Genomic DNA, 14,996 nt, shown 5'->3' on the forward strand with positions numbered 1-14,996 from the left:
GGGCGGCGGCCAGGTGGCTGCTGCTGGCGCAGGGTAGTTGCTCAAGCCAGGCGCAGGGAATGCCCAGTTGTTGCAGATGACGCAAGGTGTCCAAAGCCCCTGGCGTGGTCCGGACCTGTTCCGGGCCAGGGTGCGTGGTGGTTTGCAGGCGCGTGCGCGCACCGAAATCCACCAGGCAGCCACTGAGGCCGAAGAGCACCGCGGTCAATGGCGCTGCAGTCTGGGCTAAGGCATCGGCGTGGGGCATATCAACGTCCTTGAAATTCTTCTCCAGGCTAGCCGGGGAAGATGACATGCAGGTGACAGTGAGGTGAATGCGAACAGGATTGATTGACTGATGCCTCCAGGCTGCTTGCAGTGATGCTGCCTAAACAGGCCTATCCGCTTTATACTCCTCGACCTAACCTCAGGGCATAGCCCCACGAGAGAACAATCCAAGGAGTTTCCTGCTATGCGCTGGAGCCGTTATCTAGTTCCGCTATGTATGAGTGCCGGTGTGACGCTGGCTCCCCTGGCCGCCCAGGCGGCCGAAGAGGACCCGTGGGAAAGCATCAACCGTCCCATCTTCACGTTCAACGACACCCTTGATACCTATGCCCTGAAGCCGTTGGCCCAAGGCTACCAGGCGGTGACGCCGCAGTTTCTGGAAGACGGTATCCACAACATGTTCCGCAACCTCGGTGACGTCGGCAACCTGGCCAACGACATCCTCCAGGCCAAGCCTCGTGCCGCCGGTGTGGATACTGCGCGCCTGCTGATGAACACCACGTTGGGGCTGGCGGGCTTCTTTGACGTCGGTACCCAGATGGGCCTGCAGCGCAATGACGAAGACTTTGGCCAGACCCTCGGCTATTGGGGCGTGGGCAGCGGTCCTTACGTGATGCTGCCGTTGCTGGGCCCTAGCACCCTGCGTGATGCGCCGGCCAAGTATGTGGACCGCTACACCTTGCCTTATCGCTACATGAACGACATCCCTGCGCGCAACATCACCATGGGCGTGAACGTGGTTGATACTCGTGCCAGCCTGCTGGCTGCGGACAAGTTGATTCGCGGTGATCGCTACACCTTTGTGCGCAATGCCTATCTGCAGAATCGTGAATTCAAGGTCAAGGATGGTCAGGTCGAAGACGACTTCTGATCGGGCAACTGTCTTGCAGAAACTGAAAAGGCGGCCATGAGGCCGCCTTTTTCATGGACGGAAGTTTTACTTCATCTTAAGGATTGTAAGCCCAAGTTTCTGGCCGCCACCCTCCTGTGAGTTGACCCAGACCACTTCGGTCTCCGCTTCAAGGCCTCTGAGGGCTGCATGCTCCGAGTCGATACGCACACTCAGTAGGTCGCCGACCTGAAATGAGCGAGGCGCCTGGACCTGCATGCCGCTGCTGGAAAGGTCAATGCAGACCGCTTCTATCACCTGTCCCTGGTGGATCAGCGTGACCTCGGCATCCACCCGCATACGGATGTAATCGCGCTTTTCACTGTAGTCACGCTGGTTCTGATTCATGGGTTCCATCCTGCGATTGAGTTGCGGTTTTAGCGGTTTTTATAACTCCCGGTGATTTGCGGTGTAAAGACGTCAGGCGACCATCGGCATGAGCTTGAAACGCCCCGCGGATGGGAGTACCGTCTGCGCCTTAGAAGGGCACCTCTGATGAGCGGGCGTGCAGGGCTGAAGGTCCTGGCTCCACTTCAGAGTGGCTAGAAAGCGAATCCAGTAGCGTGCGCCAGGCCTTGGGCCAAGCCACCTACGCCAACCTAATTCTGGCGCCGTTTGCCCACATGCAAAAAACCAGTGCCACGCTGCTGATAATCGATGACGACGAAGTAGTACGCGCGAGTCTCGCGGCCTATTTGGAAGACAGTGGCTTCAGCGTACTGCAGGCTGCTAACGGCCAGCAGGGTCTTCAGGTATTCCAGCGCGACAACCCCGATCTGGTGATCTGCGATCTGCGCATGCCGCAGATGGGCGGTCTCGAACTTATCCGTCAAGTGACCGAGTTGTCGCCGCAAACCCCGGTGATAGTGGTTTCGGGGGCGGGCGTGATGAATGACGCGGTTGAAGCACTGCGCCTGGGTGCGGCGGACTACCTGATCAAGCCTCTGGAAGATCTGGCCGTGCTCGAGCACTCTGTGCGTCGAGCCCTGGATCGAGCGCGCTTGTTGCTGGAAAACCAGCGTTATCGAGAAAAGCTCGAAGCCGCCAACCGCGAACTCGAGGCCAGCCTCAATCTGCTTCAGGAAGATCAGAACGCCGGTCGCCAGGTGCAGATGAACATGCTGCCCACCAGTCCCTGGTCGATTGATGAGTTTAATTTCGCGCACCAGATCATCCCTTCGCTCTACCTGTCGGGGGATTTCGTCGACTACTTCCGCGTCGACGAGCGTCGGGTTGCCTTCTACCTGGCTGACGTTTCCGGCCATGGCGCGTCATCGGCCTTCGTCACCGTGCTGTTGAAGTTCATGACCACGCGCCTGCTGTTCGAGTCCAAGCGCAACGGTACCTTGCCGGAATTCAAGCCTTCGGAAGTGCTGGGCCATATCAACCGTGGCCTGATCAGTTGTAAGCTGGGCAAACACGTCACGATGGTCGGTGGAGTTATCGACGAGGAGACTGGTTTGTTGACCTATAGCATTGGCGGGCACTTGCCGTTGCCGGTGTTGTACACACCAGACAGTGTGCGTTATCTGGAAGGGCGTGGTTTGCCGGTGGGGCTGTTCAACGAGGCTACCTATGAAGACCACATTCTGGAACTGCCCCCGGTGTTCAGCTTGACGCTGATGTCCGATGGCATTCTGGACCTTTTGCCCGAACCTACACTCAAAGAAAAAGAAGCGGCCTTGCCTGAACGGGTGAGAGCTGCGGGCGGCAGCCTGGATGGCCTGCGGCAAGTTTTTGGATTGGCCACGCTAGGGGAGATGCCGGATGATATCGCCCTGTTAGTGTTGAGCAGGAACCTTTAATGAGTACCGGTAGAATCCAGTTCGCCGAGCAGGACGGCACTTTTGTCCTGAAGTTCATCGGTGAAGTGCGCCTGACCCTGTGTTCGGCGTTGGATGCGACTATTGAGCGGATTTTCACTGCGCTGAATTTCTCGGCGATCGTGATCGACCTCACTGAAACCCGCAGCATCGACAGTACTACTCTGGGCCTGCTGGCCAAGTTGTCGATCCTATCGCGGCAGAAGGTAGGTCTATTGCCCACCGTCGTCACCACCCACGAAGACATTACCCGGCTGTTGCAGTCCATGGGCTTCGATCAGGTGTTCAACATCGTCGATCGTCCGATTCCTTGCCCGGAATGCCTGGCCGACTTGCCTTCCCAGGACCAGTCGGAAGAAGTGGTGCGGATTAAGGTCCTGGAGGCTCACAAGATCCTGATGGGGCTCAACGACTCCAACCGCGAAGCCTTCCACGATCTGGTGAACGCTCTGGAGCGTCACTGACTCGCTGAAACAACATGCGTAAAAAAGGGCGAACCTGTGAGGGTTCGCCCTTTTTGCGTTGGTACTGAGCAATCAGAGCTTGGCAGCCAGCAGGGCTTCGAGTTTTTCCTGGTCACGGGCAAACTGACGAATGCCTTCGGCCAGTTTCTCAGTGGCCATGGCGTCTTCATTGGAGGCCCAGCGGAACTGCGATTCGTTCAGGCTCTGACGGGCTTCGCCGGTCTTGCCCGGGCTCAGCTTGCGCTCTAGCTGGCCAGTGTCGGCTGCCAGCTTCTCGATCAGGTCTGGGCTGATGGTAAGGCGGTCACAGCCGGCCAGTTGCTCGATCTGGTTCAGGTTGCGGAAGCTGGCCCCCATGACTACGGTCTTGTAGTCGTTGGCCTTGTAGTAGTTGTAGATGCGTGTGACCGACTGTACGCCCGGATCATCGGCGCCGGTGTAGTCGCTGCCGTTGGCTTTTTTGTACCAATCGTAGATCCGACCCACAAATGGCGAGATCAGGAAGACTCCAGCTTCGGCGCAGGCCACGGCCTGAGCGAAGGAAAACAGCAGGGTCAGGTTGGTCTGGATGCCTTCACGCTCCAGCTTCTCGGCGGCACGAATGCCTTCCCAGGTGGAAGCGATTTTGATCAGCACTCGATCGCGTCCTACGCCAGCCTTTTCATAGAGTTCGACCAGGCGATGGGCGCGTTTGAGCATCGCGTCGGTGTCGAACGACAGCCGGGCGTCCACTTCAGTGGAAATACGACCGGGAATGACCTTGAGAATCTCCTGGCCGACAGCCACGCCAAAGCGATCGCTGGCCAGACCGACATCACCCTTGCAGTCGCTGACGCAAGCGTTCAACAGGTCGGCATAGCCAGGAATGGCTGCAGCCTTGAGCAGCAGCGAAGGGTTGGTGGTGGCATCCACCGGCTTGACCCGGGCGATAGCGTCGAAGTCGCCGGTATCGGCTACCACGGTAGTGATTTTCTTCAGTTGTTCCAGCTTGGAAGTCATGAGCGTGCTCTGTCCTATGGGTCTGATGACATTACCCGAGCGCTGTCAGGCGCTCAAGGGCGCGGAAGGCTTACAACGGCCCCAAGGGCGGAGGCCTGAAAACAGGTGTTTGAATGCTGGGGCGTGATTCAGGTAATTGAGATACCAAAAGCCACATCAGGTTCAACCCGGCTGATGGTTAACGCCCTTCAAGCAGTTGCCCGGCCTGATCCAGCAGGCCCAATGGGTCCTTGGTCTTGTGAATATCCACCGACAACAACTGGCGAAACTTGCGAGCCCCAGGGAAGCCCGTCCCCAGTCCCAGCACATGGCGAGTGATGTGGTGCATCGCGCCACCGCAAGCCAGATGCTCGGCAATATAAGGTCGCAGTTGTGCCAGGGCCTCGGCCCGAGAAATGACCGGTGCGGTGCTGCCGAACAGCTGTTGGTCCACCTCGGCCAGCAGATAGGGATTGTGATAGGCCTCACGACCCAACATCACCCCATCAAAGGTCTGCAGATGTTCATGGCAGGCCTCCAGGGTCTTGATTCCACCGTTAAGGATGACTTCCAGCTGCGGGAAATCCGCCTTCAACTGTGCTGCCACGTCATAGCGCAGCGGTGGAATATCCCGATTCTCCTTGGGCGATAGCCCTTCGAGAATCGCGATCCGCGCATGCACGGTAAAACTGGTGCAGCCGGCATCCTGGACCTGGCCGACGAAATCACACAGTTCGGCATAACTGTCACGACCGTTGATCCCGATGCGATGCTTGACCGTCACCGGAATCGACACCGCATCGCGCATGGCCTTCACGCAATCGGCCACCAGCGCCGGATGCCCCATCAGGCAGGCGCCGATCATATTGTTCTGCACCCGATCGCTTGGGCAACCGACATTCAGGTTGACCTCGTCATAACCATGCTCCTGGGCCATACGCGCGCAGGCCGCGAGGTCCGCCGGGTTACTGCCGCCCAGTTGCAGTGCCAAAGGATGTTCGGACTGGTGATAGCGCAGGAAGCGCTCATGATCACCGTTGAGCAGCGCACCGGTGGTAACCATCTCGGTGTAGAGCAGGGTGTGTTTGGACAGTAGACGCAGGAAGAATCGGCAGTGACGGTCCGTCCAATCCATCATCGGCGCCACGGAGAAACGACGGGAAAAGGTTTGCTGTAAGGAGGCTTCGTTGTTCAAGGACATGAGGTTCTGCTTTGAGACGTTACGGCGGCAAATGAAGCAAGCTTCTTCGCATCGTGAACAAAAGATCTGATAGCGCGGAGTTTATCAGGAAAGCGCAGGGGCAATTTGTTTGTCCCCGGGATGGACGGGGGACGATTGGTGAGTCATCGAGTTACGCCGACTATCTGCCTCAACCGCACCGCAGAGTAGTACCCCACCATTGCGCCGAACCTCAGCCATACCCCCGCGCAAATGCACCAGGAAAGAACCTTCGGATAATCATCACGAAAGAACTTGCCATAGAAGCGGATCATGCCTCGATGTTTATGCCATTCGACGAACAACGGGCGTGAGCGGCTGCAGGCGCCCCAGGCGTGAAAGATTTTTGCCTGGGGCACGAAGCAGACTTTCCAGCCCTCATGGCGAAAACGCATGCACAGGTCCAGGTCTTCGCAGTGCAGGAAATAGCCTTCGTCCCAGCCGCCGACGCTGTCCAGGGCTTCGCGTTTGACCAGCATGCAGGCGCCGGAAATGGCTTCGACGTTGGTTGGTCGGGTCGGCAGGGGCTCGCGGTGCAGGAGAAAGTCGGAAAACAAGCGGGGTGACAGCCAGGCCAGACCCGAGAGGTTGAGGGCGCGAACCACCGCTCGGCGTGGGGTCGGAAAGACTCGGCGACCACCGGGCTGCTCGCTACCGTCGAAATTGCACAGCAAGCCACCTGCCATGCCCAGGTCTTTGGAGTGGCACAAGGCGCCGATCAGACCTTGGAGCGCCCCGGGTTGCAGCACGGTGTCGGGGTTCAGGAACAGGATATGGGGCTGTGTGCACTGTGTGGCGCCGAGGTTGCAGGCAGCGGCAAAGCCAGTGTTGCTCGGGTTGCGCAGGATACTCAGGCGTTTGTCGGCACCGTAGCGGGTCAGCACCCGTTGCAGGCTGTCGTCGTGGGAGGCGTTGTCCACCAATACCAGTCTGCCGACACCCTGTGCCAGCACTGAGGCGACGCACTCTTCCAGCAGAAGGCCAGCGTTGTAGTTGACCACCACCACGTCACAGGATTGCGGCATGGGCCACCTCGAAACGTTTCGTCCAAGAGTTGGCCTCGCGGAACTGCAGGGTATTCGCCAGCGGCTCGCTGAACGCCAGGGCTTGGCGCATCACTTGGGGAATGTCCGTGGCGGTATCGCTGAGAAAAACTCCCGGTGTATGACGGCGAACACTCATTTCGCCAAAGTCGGTGCTGACCACCGGCAGGCCCAGGGCCCGGTATTCGTAGTACTTGATCGGATCGACAAAACGGGTGATGTCGTTTCTCTTGAACGGAATCAGCCCGACGTCGAATTCGCTCATCGCCGCCAGTGCGGCTGGGTGCGACAGTGCCGGTAAGCAGCGGATGTTGGCGGCTAGGGCCGGAGGTGAGTTGCCGTGTTGCGGGCCTATCAAGCGCACCTCGGCTTCCGGGAAGGCCTGGGCCAGGGCGAGGATGAAGTCCCAGTCGAACCACTTGGCGAGGGTGCCGATGTAGCCGAATACGGGGCGCGTGGTAGGTGCTGTGGATCGGCACAGTGGCAGGGAGGGCAACCGTTCGCTGGCACAGCCATTGAGTAGCAGGCGTGCATTGACCTGCTGCTGCAACCAATAGTGCTGCAGGTTCGAGCAGGAGGTCAGGGCGGTGGTCACGGCTCTGGCCGTTTCGCGCTGGCGTTGCTGCATGGCGCGCCGGGACCAGCCGCTATAGAAAGCCGGTACGTTGTCCATCACGTCGTAGAAACTGCTGACGAAGAGCGGCTCGCGCAGCAACTGCAGGGCCAGTCGCGAGGGCTTGCCGATGCCTAGCTGGGTCGGTCCCTGAGCGAAGTGCCTGACCTGCTGCATCAGGCGCCCCCAGAACAGTCGATTCAACCACCCCGAACCGGGCAAGGGCTCTATCGGCAGGGCTCGGGGACGGATCAGGGTCAACCAGTCGGGCACCGGTTCGCTGGGAGGGGCTGGGGAGCGCTGCAGCAGGTCGCGGGGCACCGGGAGGCGAGTGGGGTAGGGTTCGATCCACAGCACCGGAGCCCGGGTGCTGGCGTGGAACTGTCGAACCAGTTCCTGGGGCCGTTGGGCGAAACTGTGCCAACTGACAGGCGACAGATAGACCAGTTTCATGGCTCCTCCCTGGAGGTGTGCGGGACCCATGGGCGGTTCCATTTGGCTTCATAGAAAGCCTTGTTGCGGTTGAACAGTTGCTGGCGCTGGCTTCCGGACATCAGTTCGAAGGAGGCGGACAGGTGGTGATGAATGAACACGTCCTCGGCGAAGGCACAGGACAAGCCGGCTTGCTCGACCCGGCGGCAGTAATCGTCGTCCTCGAAAAAACCCAGCCCGAAGGCTTCGTCGAGGGGGCCTAGGCGTTGATAGGTTGACCTGGACATCATCACCGCGAAGAAACCGAGGGTGGCGCAAGGCACGCTCAGGCCGGCGTGGCGCCAGGTGTATTGGCGGGCACGGATGGCCATCTCCCGTGAGTCCTGATAGCGGATGTCGATCTTCGCTTCATTGCCGATGTTGTTGGTCACCGGTCCGATCAGGCCGAGCCCCGGGTCGCGCTGCAGGTGGCGGCGCAGGGTTTGTGCCCAGCCGCTGGTGACCTGGGTGTCATTGTTAAGCAGTGCCAGGAACTCGCCCTTGGCCAGGGCCAGGCCCTGATTGTTGGCGGCGGCAAAACCCCGGTTGCTGTTGTTGAGAATCAGCGAGTGTCCGCTGTTCGCTGACCAGTGCTGGAGGAATTCGACGCTGCCATCGGTGGAGGCGTTGTCCACGACGATGATTTCCAGTGGCTCGCTCAGGGAATCGGCAGCCAGGCTCGCCAGGCAGTCCCGAGTGAAGGCCAAGTTGTTGTAGGTCACCACTATCACGCTCACCAGCGGTTGAGAGGCAACATTCTCTGTCAGGTTAAGCAGGGCCTGTACCCGGTGTTGCCAGGTTTGCTGCGCGGCGAAGGCCTGGCGTTGGCAAGAAGCAGCGCTGCATCCAGGTTCCTGCAACGCCCGGGCGATGGCATTGATAAACGCGGGCGTGTCCTCGGCGATGGCGACCTGTTGCTTGAATTCGTGCAATTCAGGGAGATCCACCGCCACCACCGGTTTACCGGCGCTCAGGTACTCGTAGACCTTGACCGGGTTGGTGGCCAGGGTTAGCGGTTCGATGCGGAACGGCAGGATGCAGACGTCGAAAGCCTGCAGGTAGGCGGACAGCTGCGCATAAGGAATCTCGCCCGTGAGCTTGATATTGGCGTGGCCCCGCAGGCGCGCGCCGATACCTGCGGTATCTGCGCCAATCAGCAGCACGGTGCAGTGGGCAAAGGCGCTGGCTATGGCAGACACCAGGTCTACGTCGAACCAATGGGCTAATGCCCCGTAGTAGCCGATCACGGGACGTTTTTGCGGATCTTGATAGCGGCGTTTCGTGGGTGTTGAGAAGTAGTCGAAGTCGGCGGCGTTGCGCAGAATCGCTCGCTGCTGTGCAGCTGTCCTTGGCCTTTGCGGGTGCCAATGTTGTTCAAGCCATGCCGAGGCAAACAGCACCACATCGGCTTCGCGGATCAGGCGGCACTCCAGTTGTTGCAACTGCGCGGCGTTGTTGCCAAATCCCTGATGGTGATCCATGCAGTCATAGACCACACGACTGTTGGGCAGCGCTCCCGCCACGGGAGCCCAGAACGGGTGCTGGATCAGCGATACCACCTGGGGCGAATTCGCCCAACTCAGGAGTTCACCGATGCTGCGCCGTAACTGCCAGATCAAGGTTTCATCCGGTACTGCGTGGTAAATGATCGGCGCGGTGTGGGCAAAGAGCCGGACTTCGAACAGGCGCCCCGTTTCATCAAGAGGGCGCAGTGTAAAACCGTCGCGAGGGTCATCCTCCAGAGCGGCCGAGATGTAGAACACACGGCGTCCGCCAAGGCTCAACTGCTCGGCCAGCTGTTGCGGGCGCTGGTGTCGAAAATCCCAGTCGATGACGCCCCAGAATACGTAGTCGGGCGCATTCGCCAGCGGCTCCTGCAAGTTGCAAAGTGGAGGTTGAAACAGACTGTCGGCTATTACGGCGCGGTGCAGGGCTCGTCGTACTGATGTCATTTGGCGATAAATTCGACCCAATAGGACGCGCAGAGGATTGGGCAGTGGCAGTCTCCGATAGGTGTTGCGCAGTTGCCTGAGTAGTGCTTTGGGGTCAGGCCGTGGCATTCCCGGTTTCCTTTGGGGCGATAACGTTGCCAATCAGGTTTGCGTGCGCTTTAGCCATGAGGCCCTTCATAGTCATGCAGAGGAGTCTGGTCTGCGGCTGGCCACATCGAACTCAGAGAGCCGGGACGGTAGAAGGTTACGGTCATGCTGCGGCGTGAGGTCCGGCAGTTGTCCACTACCTGTGATACGGCGTGCCATGAATGTTCGGCACGCACCAGGACGGCAGAGTTACCGACCAGGGGTGGGATCACCGCTACCACATCCGTTGGATCTGCAGAGCCGAGGATGTTCAGGCAGCCACCCTCTTTGATGTTCCAGGATTCGTTGAAATACAGGATATGGGTCACCAGCTTGTCGCTGAGGTCGGGATGAGGACCCAGGCAGGCCTGCGGCCCGTAGTGGAATACATTGATTTCCATGGGGGCTGTGCGCAGGTCCAGGTCGGTCAGTGTCGACATCGCCAGGCGATAGGCCGCAGAGCTCAGTTCTGTCGCCAGTGCCAGCCATGCGGGGCTCAGGCCTTCAGGGTGGACGATGCGCCCAGTCCCCATTTCCACCAATTGTCGCGCCTGGTACTCATAGTCTTTTTCTCCGCCATATCCATACACTCGCTTGAAGGCGTCATGGGGGTAGGTCGCTGCCAACGCCGCGGCGTCTTGCGCTGTGTACAGGCCATCGATCTGGCCCCAGCGGAAAGGTTGATTGTGCAGTGGCTGTTTGGTGAGCCTCGTCAGATCTAGCATCCTGTTCATCTTCCCAGTAGATGGTTGAAACGGCGTCGAAGGGAACGCAGTGGCGCAGTGATGCGAAAGGAGCTGGAGCGATACACCCGGTCGAGTTCGCCGCAGGCGTGTCCCATGAGTTCCTGTTGCTGGCGCTGTTGTTGTTTCAGTTGCTCCATTTGCTTATGCAGTGCCTCCAGCTCAGCCTGTTTTTCCAGGCATTCCTCACGCCAGTCCAGGCGGGTTTCTTCCAGTAGTCCAGGCAGTGCTTGCCAGAGTCGGTCGATTGACTGGCGGGTGGGGCGGCGGCCCTGGCTGATGAGTTCGGCCACTCGATCCCAATGGCGCTGCAATTGCTCTCGGGCATCGACCAGTCGGGCGCAGGGGGCTCGCCGTACAAGGCACTCCAGGAACCACTGGGGATCTATCTCTTGCACAGCGTGCAGGGGGTGGATTCCCTCGTAGTCCCGCAGGGCGGTGTACTTGCCCAGGTCCAGGCGGGCCGAGCTGAAGAGGGGGACACCGAAGGCCAGGGCGGTAATCGCCAGGTGGTAACTGTGGCCGATCACGCCTTGGGCGTGGCCGAGGATCTCGGCCAGCAGCAGCGGTGCTGGCCAGGTAGGCAGGCGTACGGCCCTTGGCAGGTCGTCGCCAAGAATCGATTCGTGATCTCCCAGTACCGGGCCGATGGGCAGCAACAGCAGCTGCCACCTTGCAAAGAGCGGGTTGTGGGTTTTCCACAGTTGTAGGAACCCCTCCAGGCCGGCAATCGCATGCACCACCAGGTAGGGCCTGTTCAGTCCGGCCTGTTCACAGAGTTGGCGGTATTCCACGGAGGGCTGCTGCAGGTCGATCAGGTTGGGCAGGCCGAATGCGGTGTCCGGCAGCACCTCGACTCGGGCCTCATCGCTCAGCGCCGACAGGGTGTCTTGAGACAAGGTGTCCCGTACTTGCACGTGGGGGCTCAGCTCCAGGGCCAGTTTGACCAGAGGGACTGCCCAGGTCGGTACGTTGTTGCAGTGCATGCCCGGGGCATTCCAGATCAGCGGTACGTCATGCTGCAGGGCAATCAGTGCGGGGGAGAGCCAATAACCCGTGGGATGGTGGATCTGCGGGTCTGGCGGGTAATACCCCGGGGCCACCTGTTTGTCGAAGCGGATGATGAAACCGCCTCCAATCAGTACCCCGTCCAGGGTCTCGATCAGCCGGGGCAGTTCGCTGACCGAGGTGACGTTGTAGGGCCATTGTGGCGTCGTGCGGGTGTTATAGGAGAAGGCATGCAGGTGCACAGTGCCCAGGCGCGCCTGCAACTCGGCGGCGGCGATCAGGGGAAACAGCAGATCGCCGTAGTTGGCCACGTCAAAGGTACCGAAGATCGCTACCTGCCACTCCTTGTCCTTCATGAGTGTTCCTCGGTCGCCCTGGTTGTTTGTCCTTCACGGGTGACGGGCTTGATGTGCAAATCGACGATTCCCAGGAAATGCTTGTTGCCCGGCAGAATGTCGAAGGCCAGCAGGGCGACCTGCTTTTCAATCAGTTGTGAGGTTTCTTCGGTCTCGCCATCCATCAGCTTGAGGGTGATGTGGTAGCGCCCGGCAGCCAGGTTGGCCGCGAACTGCAGGCGGATCGAAGCGCGGCGCCAGCCATTCTCGGATGCGCCGCTTTGCAGGGACGCATTGACTCCGCTGATCACCAGCAGCCTGGCCTCCTGGATGGTCAGGCTGATGTTGGGGCGGCTGACGGCGTCGCTGACGAGCGTGTCGATGGCGATCTCGATGCTGTCGCCATGGACAAAGCTCGAGTACAGCGCTCCGGTGTTGCTGAAGACCGCCGAAGTGATGCGTCCTTCATCGGTGCCAAAAGCCATGCCGTGTTCCGGGTTGAGCGCTGTCTTGACCGTGACCTGGATGGCTCCGGCGCTGGCCCAGCGCCGCTGTTCGTCGCGCATGTCCAGCAGGTAGAGCTCGGCCATCGCTTCCGGCGCGCCGCTGGCGCGGATTTCGCCGTTACGCAGATACAGGGCGCGGTTGCAGAAGCGCTTGATCAGGCTCATGTCGTGAGACACGAACAGCAGGGTCATGCCTTGTCGTGTCAGGCGATCGAGTCGCTCCAGGCACTTGAACTGAAAGGAAGCGTCGCCCACGGCCAGGGCTTCATCGACAATCAGGATGTCCGGCTCCACGCATACCGAGACGGCAAAGGCCAGGCGTACCAGCATGCCGCTGGAATAGGTCCTGGTGGGCTGGTCGATGAACTCACCGATATTGGCGAACGCGGCGATTTCGTCGAAGCGCGCTTCGATTTCCGCGCGCTTGAGCCCCAGCACCGCACCGTTCAGGTAGACGTTCTCGCGGCCGGTGAACTGCGGATTGAATCCCGAACCCAGCTCCAGCAAGGCAGCGATCCGGCCGTGGCGGGTCAGGCTGCCGCAAGAGGCGCCCGTGGTGCCGCAAATCAGTTGCAGCAAGGTCGATTTGCCGCTGCCGTTGCGTCCGATGATGCCCAGGGCTTCGCCTTTGCGAATCTCCAGGGAGACCTCTTTCAATGCCCAGAACTCGCGATAGCGCGGTTTACCGCGAGGCAGCAGCAATTGCAGCAAGCGATCCCGAGGCTGGTCGTAGATCTGATAGCACTTGCCCAAGCCCTGGGTCTTGATCACAGGATCAGAGCACATCGGCAAACCCCTGGCGGGTCTTCTCGAACCACGCGTGTCCGAGAAAAGCCACAGCGCTGGCACCCACCAGTTGGCCCAGCCATAGGCTGATATCGGGGACGACGCCCCAGATCAGCACGTCGCGGGATGACTCGATGACCAGGGTCAGGGGATTCAGATAGAGCCAGTGCTGATAGGCAGTCGGCAGTGCGCTCACGGGATAGAACACTGCGGACAGCAGCATCAGGGCCGACATTAGCACTCCAATGACCTGGCCGATGTCCCGCAGGTAGACCCCCAGGGACGCCAGGAACCATGACAGCCCAAGCGTGAACAGCACCAGCGGCAGCAGTACCAGGGGAAACAGCAAGGTGGTGAACGGTGGCAGGCCGAAGACCAGTAGATGAAAGATCAGCCAGACGATGAAACTCACCAGGGTATGGAACAGCACGGCCCCGAGTATCACGCCGGGCAGGAGGTCCAGGGGGAACACGACTTTCTTCACGTAGTTGGCGTTGCTCGGGATCAGGCCCGGGGCACGGCTGATGCATTCTGAAAACAGGTTGAAGACCATCATGCCGGTGAATACCAGCAAGGCGAATTGGCTTTTCGAGTCGCTGCCGGTGTCCCAGCGCACCTTGAACACCACGCTGAAAACGAAGGTGTATACCAGCAGCATGAGCAGGGGGTTGAGGAAGGACCAGAGCAGACCGGCGATCGATCCGCGATAGCGGCCTGTGATTTCACGCTCGATTAGCGCCAATAGCAGTTCCCGATGGCGCCAGGGCCTGAACATGAAACGGTTAAGCGTGTTACCCCCAATCAACATCCACTCCTTGGTGATCAACTTCCAACACCGCCATACGCACGACCTGAAAGTACTGAGGAGCGGGACGGTGGTTTGTATCGAAGAATTTTATGAGTTGTGTATAGACCAAAAATGCATGGGCCGACGGCGTTTTTGTGAGCTTTTTGATGATTCGTGCCGATCAGTGCAGGCCTGTTGATAAAAGGGGGCGAGGCGGTGGGAGTTTCGCCTGGGGAACTGTGGAAGGTTGCAGACCGGCGGAAACTGTCAGTCGCTCCACCGGTCTTTTTCGAGTACTAGGGACGGCGGGCTGCCAGTTGCTCGGCCAGGCCGTGTGCCTGGCGCGCGGTCGCTTGCCGGGAGGCCTGGTCGATGTCAGGCCCGAGAATGGTTTTCTCCACCACCAGCGAATGCTGGTCGGCAATGCCGATGAAGTTCAGCCAAGCCTCGATGTAGGGTTTCTGGAAATCGAACGCTTGGGCCGGAGTGTTCGACTGGGCTGAAAAATCCAGGCCGCGGGCGTAGCTCACCACCGCTGTCTTGTTGCGCAACAGGCCCTGCAGCCCGTGCTCGGGGTCGAAGCTGAAGAGGATTCCCTGGTGTGATACCAGGTCAATGAAATGCTTGAGCTTGTAGGGAATGCTGAAATTCCACAGCGGCACGGAGAACACCAACAGGTCGGCCTGATGCAGGGGCGCGGCGAGTTCCTGGAGTCGGTCCCACGCGCTTTGTTCGCTAGCGTTCAACGGCTGGCCACCGAGTCGGGCGTACTTGGCGTCCATTGCTGTCTGATCGAGCTCCGGCAGTTCCAGGCTCCAAAGGTCCAGGGTGCTGACTTGAGTGTCGGGAACCTGTTGTTGATAGCGCTGGATAAAACTGCGGGCGATTTCCAGGGAGGCGGAGCGATGTAAGCGAGGCGAGCATTGGATGTGCAGGAGCCGGGTCATGAACGAATCTCTTGGTGGACAGGGATGACCGCTATTGCA

General features: G+C 59.7%; 14 protein-coding genes and 1 pseudogene. 3 read left to right on the forward strand and 12 right to left on the reverse strand.

Features of this window, described 5'->3' with window-relative positions:
- Positions 1 to 247, reverse strand: a pseudogene (locus tag J5M73_RS24740) (HAD family phosphatase); the annotation flags it as partial.
- Between the two features lie 204 nt (positions 248 to 451).
- Between J5M73_RS24740 and J5M73_RS24745 the strand changes: the two are divergent.
- Positions 452 to 1,138, forward strand: a complete 687-nt coding sequence (locus J5M73_RS24745) for a VacJ family lipoprotein (RefSeq protein ID WP_207816307.1) — start codon at positions 452 to 454, stop codon at positions 1,136 to 1,138.
- Positions 1,139 to 1,204: 66 nt separating this feature from the next.
- Here J5M73_RS24745 and J5M73_RS24750 read toward each other — a convergent pair whose 3' ends face one another.
- Positions 1,205 to 1,504 carry a PilZ domain-containing protein gene (locus tag J5M73_RS24750; RefSeq protein ID WP_102863753.1) on the reverse strand — a complete coding sequence of 100 codons (300 nt, stop codon included), beginning with the start codon at positions 1,502 to 1,504 and terminating at the stop codon, positions 1,205 to 1,207.
- 275 nt (positions 1,505 to 1,779) lie between these two features.
- Here J5M73_RS24750 and rssB point away from each other — a divergent pair, with 275 nt between their 5' ends.
- Entirely contained in the window at positions 1,780 to 2,961 is a 1,182-nt protein-coding gene (gene rssB / locus J5M73_RS24755; RefSeq protein WP_102864100.1) for a two-component system response regulator RssB, read from the forward strand.
- Positions 2,961 to 3,443: an anti-sigma factor antagonist RssC gene (rssC, locus tag J5M73_RS24760; protein ID WP_102863752.1), complete on the forward strand. Its 483-nt coding sequence runs from the start codon at positions 2,961 to 2,963 to the stop codon at positions 3,441 to 3,443. Before rssB ends, rssC begins: the two co-directional genes overlap by 1 nt.
- Before the next feature lie 72 nt (positions 3,444 to 3,515).
- Here rssC and tal read toward each other — a convergent pair whose 3' ends face one another.
- From tal to J5M73_RS24810, 10 genes are all read right to left on the reverse strand, one after another.
- Complete coding sequence (tal, locus tag J5M73_RS24765) at positions 3,516 to 4,442, reverse strand: transaldolase (protein ID WP_102863751.1); 927 nt, start codon at positions 4,440 to 4,442, stop codon at positions 3,516 to 3,518.
- A 178-nt stretch (positions 4,443 to 4,620) separates the two neighbouring features.
- Positions 4,621 to 5,622, reverse strand: coding sequence for a tRNA dihydrouridine(20/20a) synthase DusA (dusA, locus tag J5M73_RS24770; protein WP_115581971.1), 1,002 nt, complete (start codon positions 5,620 to 5,622; stop codon positions 4,621 to 4,623).
- A 143-nt stretch (positions 5,623 to 5,765) separates the two neighbouring features.
- On the reverse strand, positions 5,766 to 6,665 hold the full coding sequence (locus J5M73_RS24775; RefSeq protein WP_102863705.1) for a glycosyltransferase family 2 protein: 900 nt from the start codon (positions 6,663 to 6,665) through the stop codon (positions 5,766 to 5,768).
- A complete protein-coding gene (locus tag J5M73_RS24780; protein ID WP_102863704.1) occupies positions 6,649 to 7,749 on the reverse strand; it encodes a hypothetical protein in 1,101 nt (366 codons plus the stop codon). The genes J5M73_RS24775 and J5M73_RS24780 overlap by 17 nt, the downstream gene beginning before the upstream one ends.
- Entirely contained in the window at positions 7,746 to 9,719 is a 1,974-nt protein-coding gene (locus J5M73_RS24785) for a glycosyltransferase (RefSeq protein WP_243433927.1), read from the reverse strand. The genes J5M73_RS24780 and J5M73_RS24785 overlap by 4 nt, the downstream gene beginning before the upstream one ends.
- Positions 9,720 to 9,877: 158 nt before the next feature.
- A complete protein-coding gene (locus tag J5M73_RS24790; RefSeq protein ID WP_102863702.1) occupies positions 9,878 to 10,570 on the reverse strand; it encodes a 2OG-Fe(II) oxygenase family protein in 693 nt (230 codons plus the stop codon).
- 5 nt (positions 10,571 to 10,575) lie between these two features.
- Positions 10,576 to 11,952 carry a polysaccharide pyruvyl transferase family protein gene (locus J5M73_RS24795; RefSeq protein WP_102863701.1) on the reverse strand — a complete coding sequence of 459 codons (1,377 nt, stop codon included), beginning with the start codon at positions 11,950 to 11,952 and terminating at the stop codon, positions 10,576 to 10,578.
- A complete protein-coding gene (locus tag J5M73_RS24800) occupies positions 11,949 to 13,223 on the reverse strand; it encodes an ABC transporter ATP-binding protein (RefSeq protein ID WP_102863700.1) in 1,275 nt (424 codons plus the stop codon). The genes J5M73_RS24795 and J5M73_RS24800 overlap by 4 nt, the downstream gene beginning before the upstream one ends.
- Positions 13,213 to 14,028: an ABC transporter permease gene (locus J5M73_RS24805; RefSeq protein WP_102864095.1), complete on the reverse strand. Its 816-nt coding sequence runs from the start codon at positions 14,026 to 14,028 to the stop codon at positions 13,213 to 13,215. Before J5M73_RS24805 ends, J5M73_RS24800 begins: the two co-directional genes overlap by 11 nt.
- Before the next feature lie 278 nt (positions 14,029 to 14,306).
- On the reverse strand, positions 14,307 to 14,957 hold the full coding sequence (locus tag J5M73_RS24810) for an NAD(P)H-dependent oxidoreductase (RefSeq protein WP_207816308.1): 651 nt from the start codon (positions 14,955 to 14,957) through the stop codon (positions 14,307 to 14,309).
- Between the last annotated feature and the right edge of the window lie 39 nt (positions 14,958 to 14,996).

Origin of the sequence: Pseudomonas sp. 50_B, assembly GCF_017491625.1 — a bacterium.
Taxonomy (GTDB): Bacteria; Pseudomonadota; Gammaproteobacteria; order Pseudomonadales; family Pseudomonadaceae; genus Aquipseudomonas; species Aquipseudomonas danubii.